This window comes from Ciceribacter azotifigens (genome assembly GCF_048159625.1).
GTDB lineage: Bacteria > Pseudomonadota > Alphaproteobacteria > Rhizobiales > Rhizobiaceae > Allorhizobium > Allorhizobium azotifigens.
Genome location: NZ_JBLQTA010000001.1, coordinates 358718 through 377110, shown reverse-complemented (window position 1 = coordinate 377110; position 18393 = coordinate 358718). Strand labels below are relative to the sequence as shown.

The following is an 18393-nucleotide window of genomic DNA, read 5'->3' as shown; positions in this document are numbered from 1 at the left end:
CTTTTTACATCATTTCGCTGGGGTCGAAGTTCACAACGACCTCTGACCAGGCGTCATATTTGTCGGGTGGAAGATTTGTGAAGGGTGCCGAGCGCAGGACCGCACGCCGCGCGCTCGCCATCATGACCTGCTGGGTGGAGGCTTCGCCGCCGCTGGCGGTGACCTCCGGGTCTCCGATCAGGTTGCCGGATTCATCGAGCCGGAAGCGGACCTGGATGACCATGCCATCCATTCCGGCGAGACCGGGAATGAACGACCAGTTGTTCTGGATCACGCCTTTCAGCGCATCCATCTCGCTCTGGCTGAGCTTCGAGCCGCCGGTGGTCTTCTTGCCGCCAAATGCCGCCTTGTCTTGGGAGGCCTTGGCGCCGCCGGCCGTCGGATCGTTCTTGTTCAAGAGGGCTGCGATCTCGTCGGCGTTGAAATCGCTTTCCTTCGACGACTTGGACTTGGCCGACTCCTGGTTCTTGTCGGCCTTCTTCTTGTCCGGGCTCTTCGCCGTCTGGGTCTCCGCCGGCTTCTTCTCGGCCGGCTTTTCGGCGGGCTTCGGCTTTTCCGGTTTCGGCTTGGCGGCCGGCAGGGGCACGCTTTCGGGTAGCGGGATTTCCTCGGCCGCCGTTTCCTCGGGCTTGGCTTCCGGTTTCGCCTCTGCTGCCGGATCGGGCTTTGCCTCGCTCGGCGGCTCGGCCTTGGCGACTTCCGTCGACGGGTTGGTCGCCGTGTCTTCCTTGATGATGTCCTCGACGTCGTTGGTCACGTTGTCCTGCTTCGGCTGGACCTTCTCGACCTTTTCCGGCGCGGCGGAGGATTCGGCGTTGCTCGGCTTGGCATTCGGGGTCGGTACCGATTTCAGGTCGACCTTGTTGTCGCCGAGGTTCTCGGCGTTCTCGACCGAGGTCGGCTTCTGCGTCGGCACGGGAGCGGACTTCTCGGCGACGGGCGCCTTCTTGTCGCCCTGCTGGATCTGGGTGATCTCCTCGATCGGCACGATATCGACCGGCAGCGCCTCGACGTCGGCGACGTCAAAGGACTGAGGCGCGCTGATGGTGACCAGCGCCATAACGAGCGCCAGCACATGCAGGACGGCCGATGTGATGAGACTGCCTTTCATAGCGTCCGATCACTTTTCCTGTTCTTGCAGCGTCACGAGGCCGATGTTCTTGTAACCGGCCGCGGAAATGCGGGCCATCACCTTCATCACGGTGCCGTAGGCGGCGGCAGTGTCGCCGCGCACGTAGATGCGCTCGTTGTAGCCGGTGGTGGCGATCGCCTGCAGCTTGCCCACGACCTCGTCGATGGCGATCGGGGTTTCCTGCAGGTAGACCTCTCCGGCCGGATTGACCGAGATGGTGATCGGCTGGGTGTCGGCGTTCATCGCCTTCGCCTGCGTTTCCGGCAGGTCGATCGGCACGCCGACCGTCATCATTGGCGCGGCCACCATGAAGATGATCAGCAGCACGAGCATGACGTCGACGAGCGGCGTCACGTTGATGTCGCTCATCGGCTTCTTCTTGCCGCCGCCACGACGCGAGCCGCGGCGACCGCCGCCACCGCCATTCGATCCAACAGACATTGCCATCGGTCAGTCTCCGTAACCGGCCGCCCTTACTGGGCGGCCTGACGCGGTTGCAGCTTCTCGTCGATCTGGCGCGAGAGGATGGCCGAGAATTCGTCGGCGAAACCTTCCATGCGGGCCGTCAGCTTGCCGGCATCGCCGGAGAAGCGGTTGTAGGCGATAACCGCGGGAATAGCGGCGACGAGGCCGATCGCGGTCGCGAGCAGCGCTTCTGCGATACCCGGGGCGACGACGGCGAGGTTGGTCGACTTCGATCCGGCGATCGCCTGGAAGGAGGTCATGATACCGACGACGGTGCCGAAGAGGCCGACGAAGGGTGCTGCCGAGCCGATGGTGGCGAGCGAGCCGAGCCGGGCTTCCAGCTGTTCCGATTCGCGCGCGAGCGTCACGTCCATGGCGCGGTCGATACGCATCTGCAGGCCGATCGGCGAACGCGCGCCGCGCTCGAAGCTCTTCTTCCATTCCCGCATGGCGGCGACGAAGATCGCGCCGAGGCCGGTATTGCTGCGCTCGGCAAGGGTCCGGTAGAGTTCCTCGAGCGACTGGCCCGACCAGAAAACCTGTTCGAACTGGTCGAACTGCCGCCGCGCCCTCGTGTAGCTCATCGTCTTGTCGATGACGATCGCCCAGGTCCACACCGAGGCGGAGAGCAGCCCCAGCATGACCAGTTTCACCACGAAGCCCGCCTGTATGAACAGACTCCAGAGGCTCACGTCCTGCGTCGCTGCCGCCAAATCAACTGCTTCCATCGCTTTGTAATCCCCGAAATCCAAACGCCCGGCACGAGACCGGGCGGTTCAAGATTGCTTGCCTATAAGGAGTCCGGTCGCCATCCGCTTCAAGCTCCCAGAACGCCTTGTTGCGTTCAATTTTGGTCAAACGAAGGCGTGCATCGCACAAATCTGCGTGTCGCCAGTAAGCTCCGATATGGTTAAGATATCGTTAGCGCGGCCCTTGTGCGCTCGACGTGAGGAACTGTGCCGCGAGCGTCTCCGGCAGGCGGCGCGGGCGCCCGAGCCGGTTGACGACGGCGATCGTCACCTTGGCCGCGATCAACAGTTGCTCGCCGCGGCGGATCTCCTGCTCCAGCACCATCTTGGCACCGCCCGCCTTCGTCGTCGTCGTCGAAATCTCCAGCACGTCGTCCATGCGCGCCGGGCTCTTGAAGTCGATCTCCATCCGGTGGACCACGAAAACGAGGCCCTCGTCGTCGACGCCGAGCAGCGCGCTCTGTTCCACGCCGAGGCAGCGCAGATAGTCGGTACGGCCGCGTTCCAGGAAGTGCAGGTAGCGGGCGTGATAGACGAGGCCGGAGAAGTCGGTGTCTTCATAATAGACCCGCTGGAGCAGGCGGTGGCCGGTTTCGACGAGCTCGCCGCATATGGAAATTGCTTTGTTCGTCAAGTGTTTATCCTTTTACACTCTCAATAGTTCGGGGTTTTGCGGAGCCGGACCGGCGGCATTGTAGTTCTGTCACAAATGGGCATTATCAGAAATCGAGCTCAACCGGCACAGGAGTCGATACCATGCGAATAGCAGTGATGGGCGGTGATGGTTTTGTCGGCTGGCCGACGTCCTTGCATCTTTCCGATGCCGGCCATGATGTCCACATCCTCGACAATCTCTCCCGCCGCTGGATCGACACCGAACTCGGCGTGCAGTCGCTGACGCCGATGGATTCCATCCAGGAGCGCACCCGCGTCTGGCATGCGGAAACCGGGCGCCGCATTCATTTCCACCTCATCGATCTCGCCCGTGACTACGAGCTCCTGAAGAACTGGCTCGCCGAATACCGGCCGGACGCGATCATCCATTTCGCCGAGCAGCGGGCGGCGCCTTACTCCATGAAGAGCGACCGCCACAAGAACTACACCGTCAACAACAACATCAACGCGACTCACAATCTGCTGAATGCGCTGGTCGAGCTCAACCTCGACGCCCATCTCGTGCATCTCGGCACCATGGGTGTCTACGGCTATTCGACGGTCGGTGCCGCGATCCCCGAGGGCTATCTGCCGGTCGGGGTCGAGACGACCTCCGGCGAGACGGTTGCGCAGGAAATCCTATACCCCGCCAATCCCGGCTCGATCTACCACATGACCAAGTGCCTGGATCAGCTTCTCTTCCAGTTCTATGCCAAGAATGACGGCCTCAGGATCACCGATCTCCACCAGGGCATCGTCTGGGGTACGCATACCGAGCAGACCCGCCGCCATCCGCAGCTCGTCAATCGCTTCGACTACGACGGCGACTACGGCACTGTGCTCAACCGCTTCCTGATCCAGGCGGCGATCGGCTATCCGCTGACGGTGCACGGCACCGGCGGGCAGACGCGCGCCTTCATCCACATCCAGGATTCGGTCCGCTGCATCGAGATCGCCCTCAGTAATCCGCCGGCGCGCGGATCGCGGGTCGAGATCTTCAACCAGATGACCGAGACGCACCGCGTGCGCGACCTCGCCGAGATGATCGCCGGCATGACCGGCTCGGAGATCGCGTGGCTCCCCAATCCGCGCAAGGAGGCACCGGAGAACGACCTCGTCGTCAAGAACGACAAGTTCCTCGGCCTCGGGCTCGAACCGACGACGCTTCAGGGCGGGCTGCTCGACGAGATCGTCGAGGTGGCGAAGAAGTTCGCCTACCGCGTCGACCGTTCGCGCGTGCCGGCCGTCTCGGCCTGGACGAAGGACATCGCGAAGACGATCAACCGCGATCCCGAAGGCAAGAAGCTGAAGTCCGTCTCATGATGATGGGCAGCGAAACCGTGCGGGGCATCCGCTCCGCAACGGCGGCCCGCTCGCGGGAAGCCTATGTCACGCTCGTGACCAATGCCGACTACGCCATGGGGGCTGTGGCGCTCGCCCGCTCGATCCGTCTCACGGGCAGCCGCGCCGACATCGTCGTTCTTCACACCGGCGGCGTCGGGGCGGCCGATCTCGCGCCGCTGGCAGCGCTCGACTGCCGGCTGGTCGAGGTCGAGCACCTGCCGCTCTCGGACGCCTTCAACGAGCGGCACGCTCGCGGGCGGCTGCATGCCGACGCTCCCTTCACCAAGGGAAGGAAGCCCTCCTTCCACACGCCGCTCGACAATTTCTGCAAGCTCAGGCTCTGGCAGTTCATCGACTACCGCGCCTGCATCTTCGTCGACGCGGACGCCGTCGTGCTGAAAAACATTGACCGGCTGTTCGAATACCCCGAATTCTCCGCCGCGCCGAACGTCTACGAGAGCCTTGCGGATTTCCACCGGCTGAATTCCGGCGTCTTCGTCGCGAAGCCGTCGCTGCTCACCTTCGAGGCCATGCTGCGCCGGCTCGACCAGCCGGACGTCTTCTGGCGGCGGACCGACCAGACCTTCCTCGAAGCGTTCTTTCCGGACTGGCACGGCCTGCCGGTCTTCATGAACATGCTGCAATATGTCTGGTTCAACCTGCCGGAGCTCTGGGACTGGAAGGCGATCTCCGTGCTCCACTACCAGTATGAGAAGCCGTGGGAGGCCGATCACCCGAAGAGCGCCGCGCTGCGGCCGCTGATCGATCTCTGGCACGCCTATCACACCGGTGAGGGCATACCCAACCTTGCGGCCCTTCCCAATCCGTCGCCGGCGGTGGCCGCATGAAGGTTCTGGTGTCCGGCGGAACCGGCCTTGTCGGGCGCTACGTCGTCGAGGAACTGCTCGCCGCCGGATATTCGGTCTCCGTCGCAGGCCGGCAAGCGCCGCCGCCGGGCCACTTCTCCCGTCCGGTCGGCTTCCGGCCGCTTGTCCTCGATCCGGAGGCGGACCACGCTGCCGCCTTCGACGACGTCTACCACTTCGTCCACGCGGCCTTCGACCATCTTCCGGGAAAGTATCGCGGCGGGGAGGGGGATGATCCGGACGGATTCCGGCGGCGCAATCTCGACGGCACGGTGGCGCTCTTCGAGGCGGCGAAGACGGCCGGTCTGCGGCGCTGCGTCTTTCTTTCGAGCCGCGCGGTCTATGACGGCTGTCGGGAGCCGGCGCCGTTCCGGGAGGACATGGTGCTTTCGCCGGAGAGCCTCTACGGCGACGTCAAACTGACCGCCGAACGCGCCTTGTCCGATCTTTCCGCGCCGGGCTTTGCGGGCACGAGTCTCAGGCTCACCGGCGTTTACGGCGATCTCCGGCCGAATAAGTGGGACAGTCTCTTTGCAGACTATCGCGCCGGCCGGCCGGTCGCTGCCCGCGCCGGCACCGAGGTGCACGGGCGCGATGTCGGACGGGCGGTGGCGCTCGTGCTGCAGGCGGACACAGCGAAGGTCGCGGCGCAGGCCTTCAACGTCTCCGACATCGTCGTCGACCGCCGTGACCTGCTTTCGCTCTATGGTGCGCTCGTCGGCTGTCCTCATGCTCTGCCGGCTGCCGCCGATCATGCCGGGATCGGGGAGATGGCGACGGACCGCATCCGGGCGCTCGGCTGGCAGCCGGGCGGGCGGGCGCTGTTCGAGGCGACGATCGGCAGCCTTGCCGGGCAGGATGCAGGCTGAGGTCCGGATCGGTCTTCGCCGTCAGCGCATCAGGTCGTTCTCGGTCCATCCGAAGGCCGCCATCGCCTCCCGCCGTGCCTCCGCATCGTCGCCGACGATGAACTCGTCGAGCTGCGGCGGCTTCACGCTGGTGCCGGCGAGCATCGCATGGTTCTGCCCGCGATGATGGGTCTGGTGCTGGAAGAGGTGGCTCAGGATGTCGTCGCAGCGGTCGTGCTGCATGCGGTCACCGCGATGGACCGTGACGATGCGCGCGAGATCGCCGGCCTCCAGCCGGTCGCAGAAGTCGAGAAGCCGCCGGTCGACCGCCGCCTGCGCCTCTGCCAGCGCCGGCAGGTCGCGGAACGGCTCCTCGTCCTCCCAGGCCTTCGGCCCCAGCGTCCCGCCTTCCAGCGCATCGACATAGAACCAGTCGACGACGAGGATGTGGTTGAGGGTCTTGAGGATAGAGGGGAAGAAGCTGGTGCGCGCCGCCTCCAGCTCGCCCGGCCGAAGCCGCGCACAGGCCTGATGTAGCCGCCAGTTGGCAAGTGCATTGTTGCGCGCGAGCTTGCGGAAGACGCGGGTGGGATCGGTCAGGTCGTCCATGGCTGCACTCCCTTCGTAACCGGCCGGTGCACCGTCGCGGACGACCGGCCGCTATTCATCCTCCAGCGTCAGGCGGAACTGCGCGGCTTCGAGATCCTTCGGCGGCTGCATGCCGAGGTGTTTCCAGGCGGTTGCCGTCAGCACGCGGCCGCGCGGCGTGCGCTGGATGAAGCCCTGCTGGATCATGTAGGGCTCGATGATGTCCTCGATCGCGTCGCGCGGTTCGGACAAGCCCGCGGCGATCGTCTCGATGCCGACCGGACCGCCACCGAAATTCACCGCGATCATGTTGAGATAGCGTTTGTCGAGCTGGTCGAGACCCATGTTGTCGACCAGGAGACGCGTCAGCGCCTCGTCGGCGATCTCCCGCGTCACGGCCTCGGCGCGGGCGACTTCGGCAAAGTCGCGCACGCGGCGCAGAAGACGGCCGGCGATGCGCGGCGTGCCGCGGGCGCGTCTTGCGATCTCGCGCGCGCCCTCGTCGGTCATGCCGAGCCCCATCAGCCGCGCGCCGCGCCGGACAATGCTTTCGAGTTCCTCGACGGTGTAGAAGGAGAGCCGCACCGGAATGCCGAAGCGGTCGCGCAGCGGCGTCGTCAGCAGCCCGAGACGGGTGGTCGCGGCGACGAGCGTGAATTTCGAGAGGTCGATCTTGACCGAACGGGCGGCCGGTCCCTCGCCGATGATGAGGTCGAGCTGGAAATCCTCCATCGCCGGATAGAGGATTTCCTCGACCGCCGGGTTCAGCCGGTGGATTTCGTCGATGAAGAGAACGTCGCGCTCTTCGAGATTGGTCAGGAGGGCGGCGAGATCGCCGGCCTTGGCGATGACCGGGCCGGAGGTCGAGCGAAAATTGACGCCGAGCTCCTTCGCCATGATCTGGGCGAGCGTCGTCTTGCCGAGACCGGGCGGACCGACGAACAGCACGTGGTCGAGCGCCTCGCCGCGCCCCTTCGCCGCCTCGATGAAGATCTTCAGGTTCGCCCGCGCCTCGGCCTGGCCGGTGAACTCGTCGAGCGATTGCGGGCGCAGGGTGGCGTCGATGTCCTCGCCGCGCTTGTCGGGCGTAATAAGGCGATCGGCTTCACTCATGGGGCTTCATCCGTTTCGACGGCGATAATGACAGCAGGGCCGGGGCCGCTCAATGGTCTTTGACCGGATCGGGGTCTTTGACCAGATTTGCCGTTCTCGGTAAAGCCACGGCTCGCCTTTACTCTGTCACGTCTCACCGCGACAGCTCCTTCAGCCCCAGCCGGATGAGCTTGGCGCTGTCGGCGCCGTCGCCGGCCGTCTTGAGCGCTGCCGCCACCGCGTTTGCCGCCTGTTCGCGCGAATAGCCGAGATTGGTGAGCGCCGAGACGGCGTCGGAGACCGGGGCAGGGGCCACGCCTTCGCCGAGCTCCTGTTTCAAGCCGATCGTGCCCGCCGCCTCGCCGGCGAAGGCCGGCGCCTTGTTCTTCAGTTCGGTGACGATGCGCACCGCGACCTTCGGTCCGACGCCCGGCGCCCGCGAGATCGACGTCTTGTCCTGCAGCGCGATCGCGTTGGCGAGTTCGGACGGGGTGAGCGTCGAAAGCACCGCGAGCGCGACCTTCGTACCGACGCCCTGCACGCTCTGCAACAGGTTGAACCATTCCCGCTCGAGCGCCGTCAGGAAGCCGAAGAGCTTCAGCTGGTCCTCCCGGACATAGGTCTCGATGAAGAGCACGGCGGCCTCGCCGGCGGAACCGAGCTTCGACAGCGTGCGCGAGGAGCAGTGGGCGATGTAGCAGACGCCGTGGACGTCGATCAGCGCGTAGTCGCTGCCGATTTCCTCGATGGTGCCTTTGAGCTTGCCGATCATGAAGTGTTCCGTCGGGTGGTGGGTGCGAATTGTCAGCCGGTGGCGAGAACCCTGCGCATCCGCTCGCCGCCGCGATTGTGGGCGTGGCAGATGGCGATCGCCAGCGCGTCGGCGGCGTCGTTGCCCTTGAACTCGGCCTTCGGCATCAGGATCTTCAGCATCATGTGGATCTGCTGCTTCTCGCCATGGCCGACGCCGATCACCGACTTTTTCACCGCGTTCGGGGCGTATTCGGAGACCGGCAGGCCGGCGCGGGCCGGAACCAGCATGGCGACGCCGCGCGCCTGACCGAGTTTCAGTGTCGCGACCGCGTCCTTGTTGACGAAGGTCTGCTCTACGGCGGCCTCGTCGGGCCGGTAGGCGTGGACGATTTCGGCAAGCCCGTCATGCAGTTGGCAGAGGCGCGAGGCGAGGTCCATGTCTCCGTCCGAGGTCACGGTGCCGGAAGCGACGAACCGCAGGCTGTTGCCGAGCGTCTCGATGACGCCCCAGCCGGTGCGCCTGAGGCCCGGATCGATACCGATAATGCGAATCGCACTTTGCATGGCTCACCCTATTCCGTCTCCCGGAGGGTTTGCCAGCAAAATGTGAACAAAACAAAAACATTCAACAACAAGGGATCGTGATCGACGCCGCACCGGCCTCGGGGTGGCAATCGCGATCCGTCTTTCTAAATAGAGTTCTCCGACCACGAGACCACATGACGCAGGGGCTGCCGATGATACCGTTTTCGATCCTCGACCTTTCACCAGTCGCCGAGGGACACACCGTCGGCGAGGCGCTGGAAGCGTCGCGGCGGATGGCGCAGACGGCCGAGGCCTGCGGCTACAACCGCTTCTGGCTCGCCGAGCACCACGGAATGCCGGGGATTGCCAGCGCCGCCACGTCGATCGTGATCGCCCATGTCGGGGCGGCCACCTCGCGCATCCGCATCGGCTCCGGCGGCGTCATGCTGCCCAATCACTCGCCGCTTGTGATCGCCGAGCAGTTCGGCACGCTGGAGGCGCTCTTCCCCGGTCGCGTCGATCTCGGCCTCGGGCGGGCGCCCGGCACCGACATGCGCACGGCGCGCGCCCTTCGCCGCAATCTCGAAGCCTCCGCCGAAAGTTTTCCGCACGACATCATCGAATTGCAGCGCCTCCTCGGGTCGCGGCAGGAGGAGCAGGCGGTGATCGCCGTTCCGGGCAGCAACAGCAACGTGCCGCTCTGGCTTCTCGGGTCGAGCCTCTACAGCGCCCATCTCGCTGCGGCACTCGGCCTGCCTTACGCCTTCGCCTCGCATTTCGCGCCGGACCAGCTGATGGAGGCGATCGCGATCTACCGTGAACGCTTCGAACCGTCGGAACAGTTGCAGAAGCCCTATGTGATGGTCGGCGTCATGGCGGTCGCCGCCGAGACCGATGCCGAGGCGCAACGCCTCTTCACCTCCGCGCAGCAGCAGTTCATCAACCTGAGGCGCACCGTCCGCCGGCAGTTCCCGCGTCCGGTCGAAACGATGGACGGGCTCTGGTCGGATGCGGAGCGGATGGGCGTCGAGCATACGCTGCGCTACGCGGTGGTCGGCGCGGCCTCGACCGCGGAAGAGAAACTCTCCCGTTTCCTCGAAGAGACCGGTGCCGACGAGCTCATCATTTCGACGCCCGTCCACGACGTCGACGCCCGGCTGCGGTCGATCGAGATTTTCAGCACCTTCTCGGGGGTCATGAAACCTGCACATTGAGGCAGGCCCTGGCGCAAGATTTCTCGTCACGGAGGGTATTTCATCGCCTTTTCGGCGCTTCTGCGAGATATTGCCCCCCAAATTAACCGGCATTTAAACAAAGCTTCCCAAGGGTAGAGCATCACGGTCCGTCTGGCGCCGCGCTCGCCCGCGAGCCTGCGACCGTAACAAGGGGAATGGCGCTGCAAAGGCGCAATGCGGGAAGGCTGGATAGAGTAATGCACCGGTTCAATTCACTCTCGTCAAAAGTTATAGGTATTTTTCTTTTGCTCACGGCGGCGTCGGTCGGCGTACTGAACGTTCTCGCCTACTACACGTCGAGCAGCATTTTCGGTCGCCAGACCTACCACGCGATGGAGAGCACGCTCACCTTCCGCGGCGACATGCTGAAGGAACAGCTCGCACAGATGGAGAACCAGGCGACTTCGATCGCCAAGATCGAGAGCCTGCAGCAAGCGGTGACCTCGCTGAAGAGCGGCTGGAACACGATTGTGAAGAACTCGGGCGATGCCCGTGCGGAACTGCGCTCGGTCTTCGTCGACAATAATCCCAATCCGGCCAACGAGCGCGAGAAGCTCGTGAAGCCCGAGGGTCCAAGCGGTTTTTACTACGGGGTGCATGAGAAGACCCAGGCCGAGGTCGCCGGCTTCCTCGCCGACACGCAGTTCCGTGACCTGCTGATCGCCGACCAGACCGGCAACATCGTTTATTCCTACAAGAAGGGCCCGACCTTCGCCGAGAACGTCGCGGCGGGTGAACTCCAGTCGTCGGGCATTGGCCGTGCCTTCGCGGCCGGGGCGGAAGCCGCCAACGGCGTGACGGACGATGCAGCGCCGACGCGCTTCTCCGGACTCGTCATCGGCAGCGATCCGTCCGCGCCCGACATCTATTTCGCGGTACCGGTCGTGAAGTTCGGCGCCTTCAAGGGCACGATCCTCTTCCAACTCAAGGAAGGCGCCGTCGCCGGCATTCTCTCCAAGGGGATCAGCACCGAGAGCGGCGAGCGCTCGGCGATCCTTTCCGCCGACGGAACCGGCATCGCGCTTTCGCCGGACGGCCACCTTGCCGATATCTCGGCTGCTCCCTTCGGCTTCACCGCCGATGCGATGGCTGCCACCGATACGGTGATCGCCGATTTCGACCGTGACGGCGATGCCGCCCGTGCCTATGCCCGTCCGATTTCCTTCGGCGACCACAGCTTCCTCGTCGTCGAGAGCATCGGGCTTTCCGAACTCAACGCCGGTTCGCTCGAAATTGCCGGCATCCTGACGGCGATCGGGGTCGCCGCACTCGCCGTCATGGCGGTCGCCACAGGCGTTCTCACCCGCCGCCTCTTCGCGCCGCTCGCAAAGCTTGCGACCGTCACCGGCGAAGTTGCGAACGGCAAGCTCGACGACGTGGTCGGAAACCAAGAGCGCAAGGACGAGATCGGCACCATGGCGCGTGCGCTCGAACGCTTCCGCGCAGCGCTGATCGAACAGCATCGCCTCGAAGCTGCAAACGAGGAAAATCGCGAAAAGTCGGAAGCCGAGCGCCGCCAGCGCTTTGCCGAGCGCGAAGCCGAGGCACGCACGCTGCAGGCGGTCGTCGAGGCGCTCGACGAAGGCCTTGACCGGCTCGCCGGCGGCGATCTCGCCTTCCAGATCACCCAGGTCTTCCCGCAGGACCTCGAAGGCCTGCGGCACAACTTCAACAAGGCGCTCTCCACGCTCAGCCAGACGCTCTCGGGCATCGGCGGAAACTCCATCGCCGTCCGCGAGGGTTCGGAGGAAATGCGTGCCGGCGCCGACCAGCTCGCCGCCCGCACCGAGCGCCAGGCGGCTGCGATCACCGAGACCGCAAGCGCGATCAAGGCGATCACCGATGCCGTGAAGACGCAGATCGCCCGTGCCGAGGATGCCGAGCGCCTTGCCCGCAACGCCAAGAACGACACCGAGCATTCCGGGCACATCATGCGTGACACGATCGCAGCGATGGAGGCGATCCAGTCGTCGTCGCAGCAGATCAACCAGATCATCGGCGTGATCGACGAGATCGCCTTCCAGACGAACCTGCTGGCGCTCAACGCGGGCGTCGAGGCGGCGCGTGCCGGCGAAAGCGGCAAGGGCTTTGCCGTCGTCGCCCAGGAAGTGCGCGAGCTCGCCCAGCGTTCGGCCGCCGCCGCCAAGGAGATTGCGAGCCTGCTCGCCAAATCGACGGGCGAGGTGGCAAACGGCGTCTCGCTGGTGGAGAAGGCCGGCTCGGCGCTGGAGGGCATCGGCGCGCACGTCGTTGCGATCAACGGCCAGATCGGCGAGATCATGGAATCGACCCGCGAGGAAGCGCAGACGCTGGTCGAGATCAACAGCTCCGTCAGCCAGATCGACATCATGACTCAGCAGAATGCGGCCATGGTCGAGGAAACGACCGCTGCCATCCACCGTCTCGCTTCCGAGGCGGTCGAGATGGACCAGCGGCTCGGTCAGTTCCAGCTCGCCCAGTCCGGGCGTGCGGGCGGCGACCGGTACGGCCACGACGCGATGCGTCGCGCCGGCTGACCGCACGCGACCTCGCTGAAGCGCACTATAGTGCCGGCCTTCGGGCCGGCATTTTCTTTGCCGATAGTGGCGACCCCTACACCTGAAGTACCGGTTACAGTAAAAACCCCAGAAAATATGGTTAAGTACTAAAGTTAACGGGTAAGCTTAATGCCGTGTTAACTCCGATTTGCGATCTTTCTGTCGAACAAGCACGCGGCGCCAACCCCATGGCCGAAAAACGGTGCGCGGAGTAACGACAGATGACCAGATTGCCCATCGCATTTGCAGCAATGCTTCTCGCAAGTACGTCGGCGCTTGCCGCCGACCTGTACGTCGAGCCCGATCCGCAGCCGGTGGCGCCGTCCTTCGGCGGCTTCTACCTGCGCGGTCACCTCGGCATGAGCAACCAGCAGCTCGGCAGCCTCGAACACCCGCTCTTCGACGCCGTCGAGATCCACGAATTCCTCGACGAGGGCGGCTTCGACAGCGCGCCGCTCGCCGGCATCGGTGTCGGCTACCAGTTCAACGACTGGCTGCGTGCAGATGCCTTCGTCGAATATCGCGGCGACGCGAGCTTCTCTGCGCTCGATCGCTACGGCCACACCGGCGCGGCGGGTACCGTATGGGACGGCACAAACGACTATTCGGGCACCAAGTCGGAATGGCTGCTGATGGCGAACGCCTATGTCGACGTCGGCCACTGGTACGGCATCACGCCTTATGTCGGCGCGGGTCTCGGCGCATCGCGGAACACGATCTCCCACTTCCAGGACGTCAATGTTCCGACGGCGGGCGTCTCCTATGGCGACACGGCCTCGACCTGGAACTTCGCCTGGGCGCTGCACGCGGGCCTTGCCTATCAGGTCACCGACCGCATGACCCTCGACCTCGGTTATTCCTACATGAACCTCGGCGATGCCAAGACCGGCGATCTCAAGGCCTATGACGGTTCGGTCACCAACGAGCCGATGCATTTCAAGGACATCACCTCCCACGACATCAAGCTCGGCTTCCGCTATTCGCTGCAATAGCCGCGCGTCGGGTGAACGCATGCTAAAAGCCGCCGGAGCGATCCGGCGGCTTTTTCGTTGCGGGGAAGTTTTTCTCGTTCCTGTCAGCTTCTCGTCAGATAGCGGTCAGCCAACCGTCAGCCAGTGTTGAGTATTCATAATCCCATCTTCAACACGGAGGACAGACCAATGAAGATCTACACCGCAGTATTCGCCGCCCTTCTCGCCGCTTCCACTTCCTCGTTGCTTTCCGCCCCCGCCATGGCCACCGAGAAATGCTCCACCGTCGCCCAGTGCCTCGGCCACGAGACTGCTTCGGCCGGCAGCAACCGTTCGAGCGACGACAACGGCATGGGCGACACCGACCGCAACGGCAATGACGACAACGGCACCGGCAACGATGACAACGGCCGTGGCGAGAACGACCACGGTGCCGGCCATGACAACGGCAACGACAGCGATCATGGCGCCGGCCATGACGGCGGCAACGATCACGACGGCGGAAACGACAACGACGATTGATCGTCTGTCCGGAACGCTGCCGGCATAGCCTCCTCGCTTCGAAGCGGGGAGCGTCGACGGGATGGGGCCGCCTTCGGGCGGCCTTTTCGCGTTCGGGTGAGGCGCATTTCTTGACGAAGATGCTTAACGGACATGCTTAACGGCGGGTTAACCAGTCGCCGGCATAGTGCGGTCTGATGATCGTTGGTCCGGGCGGCGCGCGCTTGCCCGAACAGGAAAAATGCCATGAAGCCGGCCCGCCTCTTCGCCGCCACCGTTCTTGCCTTCGCAGCCGTCGCCGGTTCGGCGCGCGCCGAGGACAAGGATCTCATCGACGCACCGGAAGTCGACATCACCGCCGGCGAGCCCAAGGCCGGGCTCTATCTGCGCGCCGATCTCGGCTATGCCCCCTGGACCGGCGACGACGATGCCTCCTATCGCTTCAACGACGGCGTCAACTCGGGCGACTTCGATGATTCGCGATTCGGCAAGCCGCTCTCCGGCGGCGCCGGCATCGGTTACCAGTTCAACGACCTCTTCCGCGCCGACCTGACGGGGGAATTCTTCGAGGGAACCTTCGAAGGCTCGGGGCGCAGCGCACAGCCCTGTTCGGGTGCGGCGCCCGCCGGCACCGGCTGCGCCTATGACGGGAAGGCGGATTTCCGCGCCTACGGCCTCATGGCCAACGGCTATGTCGATCTCCTGAACGTCTCCGGCTTCACCCCGTATGTCGGCGCCGGCATCGGCGCCACCCACGTCGCCTGGGGAACCTTCACCGCAAGCGCGAGCTGCGTCGACGGCAGCGGCGCCTGCGGCGGCGCGACCTTTGCCGACGAACGCTACGCCGGCGAGGACGGCTGGCGCTTCACCTATGCCCTGATGGCGGGCGTCAGCTACAGCGTCAGCGACCGCGTGAAGCTCGATATCGGCTATCGCTTTTCCGACATCGCCGGCGGAGCGATGTTCTCCGGCGGCAGCTCGGGCGAGGACGCCGGCCTCCGGCGCCACGAATTCCGCGCCGGCGTGCGCGTGAGCCTCTGGTAAACAAAGCTTTTTTCATTGCATCGCGAGAGTTTGCCGGACCGCGTGCCGGCGACGTGCGACGTTTTGACTACAACGGTTGCGGCAAAAATCCTCCGGATCGCGACACAAAGCGCTTGACTGGAAAAGGGCGGAGGACTAACGACGACGGCGGGACACCTCTCCCCAACGAGAGGCTAATTACCTGGAAGGGTATCTATATGGCTGATATCGTCGCCCCCGCCGCGCGTCCGGCGAACACTCACTTTTCTTCTGGCCCCTGCTCGAAGCGCCCCGGTTGGTCGCTCGAAGCGCTCGCTGATGCTCCGCTCGGTCGTTCGCACCGCGCCAAGGTCGGCAAGACCAAGCTGAAGCAGGCCATCGACCTCACCCGCGAAATCCTGAACGTGCCGGCGGACTACCGCATCGGCATCGTGCCCGCCTCCGACACCGGCGCCGTCGAAATGGCGCTCTGGTCGCTGCTCGGTGAGCGGGGCGTCGACATGCTCGCCTGGGAAAGCTTCGGCGCCGGCTGGGTCACCGACGTCGTCAAGCAGCTGAAGCTTCAGGACGTCCGCAAGTTCGAAGCGACTTACGGCGAGCTTCCCGATCTTTCCGCCGTCGATTTCGACCGCGACGTGGTCTTCACCTGGAACGGCACCACCTCGGGTGTTCGCGTCCCGAATGCCGATTTCATCCCGGCGGACCGCAAGGGCCTGACGATCTGCGACGCCACCTCGGCGGCGTTCGCGCAGAACCTCGACTTTGCCAAGCTCGACGTCGTCACCTTCTCCTGGCAGAAGGTGCTGGGCGGGGAGGGCGGCCACGGCATGCTCATCCTGTCGCCGCGCGCCGTCGCACGGCTCGAAAGCTACACCCCGGCCTGGCCGCTCCCGAAGATCTTCCGCATGACCAAGGGCGGCAAGCTGATCGAGGGCATCTTCACCGGCGAGACCATCAACACGCCGTCGATGCTCTGCGTCGAGGACTATATCGATGCGCTCCTCTGGGCGAAGTCGATCGGCGGCCTCGAGGGCCTGATGGCCCGCGCCGACGCCAATGCCAAGGTGATCGCCGACTTCGTCGCGGCGAACGACTGGATCGCCAACCTCGCCAAGGACCCGGCGACGGCCTCCAACACCTCCGTCTGCCTGACGATCGTCGACAAGGACGTTCTGGCGCTCGACGCCGACGCACAGGCCGCCTTCGCCAAGGGCATCGTCAACCTGCTCGACAAGCAAGGCGTCGCCTACGACATCGGCGCCTATCGCGACGCGCCGTCCGGACTTCGCATCTGGGCCGGTGCGACCATCGAGAAGGCCGACATGGAAGCACTGATGCCGTGGCTCGCCTGGGCCTACCGCACCCAGAAGGCGACGCTTTCCAAGGCTGCGGCCTGACGCCGATCCGGCTTCGCCTGCGGGCGAAGCCCTCTTTCCCGAATTCTGACACACGAACTCTTTGAAGGAGGCCTCGTCATGGCACCTCGCGTTCTCGTATCCGACGAACTGTCGGAAACCGCCGTCCAGATCTTCCGCGATCGCGGCGTCGAAGTCGATTTCCAGCCGAAGCTCGGCAAGGACAAGGAAAAGCTCGCCGAAATCATCGGCAATTACGATGGTCTCGCCATCCGCTCCGCCACCAAGGCGACGGAAAAGCTGATTGCGGCTGCGACCAATCTCAAGGTCATCGGCCGCGCCGGCATCGGCGTCGACAATGTCGACATCCCGGCCGCCTCGCGCCGCGGTATCATCGTCATGAACACCCCGTTCGGCAACTCGATCACCACCGCCGAACATGCCATCGCGCTGATGTTCGCCGTCGCCCGGCAGTTGCCTGCCGCCGACGCCTCGACCCAGGCCGGCAAGTGGGAAAAGTCGAAGTTCATGGGTGTCGAGATTACCGGCAAGACGCTCGGCGTTATCGGTGCCGGCAATATCGGCTCGATCGTCTGCTCGCGTGCTCTTGGACTCAAGATGCACGTGCTCGCCTACGACCCCTTCCTGTCGAAGGAGCGCGCCGAGGAGATGGGCGTCACCAAGGTCGAGCTCGATGAACTGCTCGCCAAGGCAGACTTCATCACCCTGCACGTGCCGATGACCGACAAGACCCGCGGCATCCTGGGCAAGGAAGCGATTGCCAAGACGAAGCCCGGCGTGCGCATCATCAACTGCGCCCGCGGCGGCCTGGTCGATGAGGCAGCGCTCGCCGAAGCGATCAAGTCCGGCCACGTCGCCGGCGCCGGCTTCGACGTCTTCGAGGTCGAGCCCGCAACGGAAAGCCCGCTCTTCGGTCTGCCGAACGTCGTCTGCACGCCGCATCTCGGCGCCTCGACGACGGAAGCCCAGGAGAACGTCGCCCTGCAGGTCGCCGAACAGATGTCGGACTACCTCATCAACGGCGCCGTTTCCAACGCCATCAACATGCCGTCGATCTCGGCGGAAGAAGCCCCGATCCTGAAGCCCTTCATCCGGCTCGCGGACGTGCTCGGCGCCTTTGCCGGCCAGGTCACCGAAAGTCCGATCAAGGAAATCGAGATCCTCTACGACGGTGTCACCGCGACGATGAACACCAAGGCGCTGACGAGCGCGCTGCTCGCCGGCCTCATCCGCAACCAGGTGGCGGACGTCAACATGGTTTCGGCGCCGGTGATGATCAAGGAAAAGGGTATCATCCTCTCCGAGGTGAAGCGCGACAAGACGGGCGTCTATGACGGCTACATCAAGCTGTCGGTCACGACCGACAACCAGACCCGCTCGATCGCCGGCACCGTCTTCTCCGACGGCAAGCCGCGCTTCATCCAGATCAAGGGCATCAACATGGACGCCGATGTCGGTCAGAACATGATCTACATCTCCAATACCGACGTCCCCGGCATGATCGGTTTCATGGGCACCACCCTCGGCGAGGCGCGCGTCAACATCGCCAACTTCCAGCTCGGCCGCGAGAAGGAAGGCGGCGACGCGATCGCCCTTCTCTATGTCGACGGCGCCGTCGATCAGGCCGTGCTCGACAAGCTGACCGCCAACCCGGCGATCAAGCAGGCGAAGCCGCTCGTCTTCAACGTCGACTGATTTCCTCCTCCCAAGGAAACAACCGAAGCCCGGTGCGGA

18 protein-coding genes are annotated in these 18393 nt (G+C 64.5%); 10 read left to right on the top strand and 8 right to left on the bottom strand.

Going from position 1 to position 18393, the window contains the following annotated elements:
• Positions 1-4 precede the first annotated feature (4 nt).
• The 4 genes from tolA to ybgC all read right to left on the bottom strand — a co-directional run bounded on the left by tolA (position 5) and on the right by ybgC (position 2980).
• Positions 5-1111 carry a cell envelope integrity protein TolA gene (tolA, locus tag ACM6UT_RS01915; protein ID WP_416795678.1) on the bottom strand — a complete coding sequence of 369 codons (1107 nt, stop codon included), beginning with the start codon at positions 1109-1111 and terminating at the stop codon, positions 5-7.
• Positions 1112-1120: 9 nt separating this feature from the next.
• Complete coding sequence (gene tolR, locus ACM6UT_RS01910; protein ID WP_416795677.1) at positions 1121-1579, bottom strand: protein TolR; 459 nt, start codon at positions 1577-1579, stop codon at positions 1121-1123.
• 26 nt (positions 1580-1605) lie between these two features.
• Complete coding sequence (tolQ, locus tag ACM6UT_RS01905) at positions 1606-2325, bottom strand: protein TolQ (protein ID WP_416795676.1); 720 nt, start codon at positions 2323-2325, stop codon at positions 1606-1608.
• Positions 2326-2518: 193 nt separating this feature from the next.
• The gene (gene ybgC / locus ACM6UT_RS01900; RefSeq protein ID WP_416795675.1) at positions 2519-2980 is read right to left on the bottom strand and encodes a tol-pal system-associated acyl-CoA thioesterase; all 462 of its coding nucleotides are present in this window, start codon (positions 2978-2980) and stop codon (positions 2519-2521) included.
• Between the two features lie 122 nt (positions 2981-3102).
• On the opposite strand from ybgC, the gene ACM6UT_RS01895 reads away from it, so the two are divergent.
• The 3 genes from ACM6UT_RS01895 to ACM6UT_RS01885 are packed head-to-tail and all read left to right on the top strand — an operon-like array spanning position 3103 to position 6079.
• Positions 3103-4323 carry an NAD-dependent epimerase/dehydratase family protein gene (locus ACM6UT_RS01895; RefSeq protein ID WP_416795674.1) on the top strand — a complete coding sequence of 407 codons (1221 nt, stop codon included), beginning with the start codon at positions 3103-3105 and terminating at the stop codon, positions 4321-4323.
• On the top strand, positions 4320-5192 hold the full coding sequence (locus tag ACM6UT_RS01890; RefSeq protein ID WP_416795673.1) for a glycosyltransferase: 873 nt from the start codon (positions 4320-4322) through the stop codon (positions 5190-5192). Before ACM6UT_RS01895 ends, ACM6UT_RS01890 begins: the two co-directional genes overlap by 4 nt.
• On the top strand, positions 5189-6079 hold the full coding sequence (locus tag ACM6UT_RS01885; RefSeq protein WP_416795672.1) for an NAD-dependent epimerase/dehydratase family protein: 891 nt from the start codon (positions 5189-5191) through the stop codon (positions 6077-6079). Before ACM6UT_RS01890 ends, ACM6UT_RS01885 begins: the two co-directional genes overlap by 4 nt.
• A gap of 21 nt (positions 6080-6100) precedes the next feature.
• Here the strand turns inward: ACM6UT_RS01885 and ACM6UT_RS01880 are convergent, their stop codons facing one another.
• The 4 genes from ACM6UT_RS01880 to ruvC form a co-directional block, all read right to left on the bottom strand.
• On the bottom strand, positions 6101-6667 hold the full coding sequence (locus ACM6UT_RS01880; protein ID WP_416795671.1) for a DinB family protein: 567 nt from the start codon (positions 6665-6667) through the stop codon (positions 6101-6103).
• 51 nt (positions 6668-6718) lie between these two features.
• Positions 6719-7759 carry a Holliday junction branch migration DNA helicase RuvB gene (ruvB, locus tag ACM6UT_RS01875; protein ID WP_416795670.1) on the bottom strand — a complete coding sequence of 347 codons (1041 nt, stop codon included), beginning with the start codon at positions 7757-7759 and terminating at the stop codon, positions 6719-6721.
• Positions 7760-7892: 133 nt separating this feature from the next.
• The gene (ruvA, locus tag ACM6UT_RS01870) at positions 7893-8510 is read right to left on the bottom strand and encodes a Holliday junction branch migration protein RuvA (RefSeq protein ID WP_416795669.1); all 618 of its coding nucleotides are present in this window, start codon (positions 8508-8510) and stop codon (positions 7893-7895) included.
• 32 nt (positions 8511-8542) lie between these two features.
• A complete protein-coding gene (gene ruvC / locus ACM6UT_RS01865; protein ID WP_416795668.1) occupies positions 8543-9055 on the bottom strand; it encodes a crossover junction endodeoxyribonuclease RuvC in 513 nt (170 codons plus the stop codon).
• A 173-nt stretch (positions 9056-9228) separates the two neighbouring features.
• Between ruvC and ACM6UT_RS01860 the strand changes: the two genes are divergently transcribed.
• The 7 genes from ACM6UT_RS01860 (at position 9229) to serA (ending at position 18354) form a co-directional block, all read left to right on the top strand.
• Positions 9229-10230, top strand: coding sequence for an LLM class flavin-dependent oxidoreductase (locus tag ACM6UT_RS01860; RefSeq protein WP_416795868.1), 1002 nt, complete (start codon positions 9229-9231; stop codon positions 10228-10230).
• A gap of 218 nt (positions 10231-10448) precedes the next feature.
• A complete protein-coding gene (locus ACM6UT_RS01855) occupies positions 10449-12767 on the top strand; it encodes a methyl-accepting chemotaxis protein (protein WP_416795667.1) in 2319 nt (772 codons plus the stop codon).
• A gap of 242 nt (positions 12768-13009) precedes the next feature.
• Positions 13010-13780, top strand: a complete 771-nt coding sequence (locus tag ACM6UT_RS01850) for an outer membrane protein (RefSeq protein WP_416795666.1) — start codon at positions 13010-13012, stop codon at positions 13778-13780.
• Positions 13781-13948: 168 nt separating this feature from the next.
• Entirely contained in the window at positions 13949-14281 is a 333-nt protein-coding gene (locus ACM6UT_RS01845) for a hypothetical protein (protein ID WP_416795665.1), read from the top strand.
• 225 nt (positions 14282-14506) lie between these two features.
• On the top strand, positions 14507-15304 hold the full coding sequence (locus tag ACM6UT_RS01840; protein WP_416795664.1) for an outer membrane protein: 798 nt from the start codon (positions 14507-14509) through the stop codon (positions 15302-15304).
• A 197-nt stretch (positions 15305-15501) separates the two neighbouring features.
• Entirely contained in the window at positions 15502-16680 is a 1179-nt protein-coding gene (locus tag ACM6UT_RS01835; RefSeq protein ID WP_416795663.1) for a phosphoserine transaminase, read from the top strand.
• A 78-nt stretch (positions 16681-16758) separates the two neighbouring features.
• The gene (serA, locus tag ACM6UT_RS01830) at positions 16759-18354 is read left to right on the top strand and encodes a phosphoglycerate dehydrogenase (RefSeq protein WP_416795662.1); all 1596 of its coding nucleotides are present in this window, start codon (positions 16759-16761) and stop codon (positions 18352-18354) included.
• Positions 18355-18393 lie beyond the last annotated feature (39 nt).

Excerpts from the sequence above, each read along its gene's own strand:
- ACM6UT_RS01835 (WP_416795663.1), top strand. The coding sequence starts at position 15,502 with ATGGCTGATATCGTCGCCCCCGCCGCGCGTCCGGCGAACACTCACTTT.
- tolA (WP_416795678.1), bottom strand. The coding sequence starts at position 1,111 with ATGAAAGGCAGTCTCATCACATCGGCCGTCCTGCATGTGCTGGCGCTC.
- ACM6UT_RS01855 (WP_416795667.1), top strand. The coding sequence starts at position 10,449 with ATGCACCGGTTCAATTCACTCTCGTCAAAAGTTATAGGTATTTTTCTT.
- ACM6UT_RS01885 (WP_416795672.1), top strand. The coding sequence starts at position 5,189 with ATGAAGGTTCTGGTGTCCGGCGGAACCGGCCTTGTCGGGCGCTACGTC.
- ruvA (WP_416795669.1), bottom strand. The coding sequence starts at position 8,510 with ATGATCGGCAAGCTCAAAGGCACCATCGAGGAAATCGGCAGCGACTAC.
- ACM6UT_RS01880 (WP_416795671.1), bottom strand. The coding sequence starts at position 6,667 with ATGGACGACCTGACCGATCCCACCCGCGTCTTCCGCAAGCTCGCGCGC.
- ruvB (WP_416795670.1), bottom strand. The coding sequence starts at position 7,759 with ATGAGTGAAGCCGATCGCCTTATTACGCCCGACAAGCGCGGCGAGGAC.
- ruvC (WP_416795668.1), bottom strand. The coding sequence starts at position 9,055 with ATGCAAAGTGCGATTCGCATTATCGGTATCGATCCGGGCCTCAGGCGC.
- tolQ (WP_416795676.1), bottom strand. The coding sequence starts at position 2,325 with ATGGAAGCAGTTGATTTGGCGGCAGCGACGCAGGACGTGAGCCTCTGG.
- ACM6UT_RS01850 (WP_416795666.1), top strand. The coding sequence starts at position 13,010 with ATGACCAGATTGCCCATCGCATTTGCAGCAATGCTTCTCGCAAGTACG.
- ACM6UT_RS01890 (WP_416795673.1), top strand. The coding sequence starts at position 4,320 with ATGATGATGGGCAGCGAAACCGTGCGGGGCATCCGCTCCGCAACGGCG.
- tolR (WP_416795677.1), bottom strand. The coding sequence starts at position 1,579 with ATGGCAATGTCTGTTGGATCGAATGGCGGTGGCGGCGGTCGCCGCGGC.
- ACM6UT_RS01860 (WP_416795868.1), top strand. The coding sequence starts at position 9,229 with ATGATACCGTTTTCGATCCTCGACCTTTCACCAGTCGCCGAGGGACAC.
- serA (WP_416795662.1), top strand. The coding sequence starts at position 16,759 with ATGGCACCTCGCGTTCTCGTATCCGACGAACTGTCGGAAACCGCCGTC.
- ACM6UT_RS01840 (WP_416795664.1), top strand. The coding sequence starts at position 14,507 with ATGAAGCCGGCCCGCCTCTTCGCCGCCACCGTTCTTGCCTTCGCAGCC.
- ACM6UT_RS01895 (WP_416795674.1), top strand. The coding sequence starts at position 3,103 with ATGCGAATAGCAGTGATGGGCGGTGATGGTTTTGTCGGCTGGCCGACG.
- ACM6UT_RS01845 (WP_416795665.1), top strand. The coding sequence starts at position 13,949 with ATGAAGATCTACACCGCAGTATTCGCCGCCCTTCTCGCCGCTTCCACT.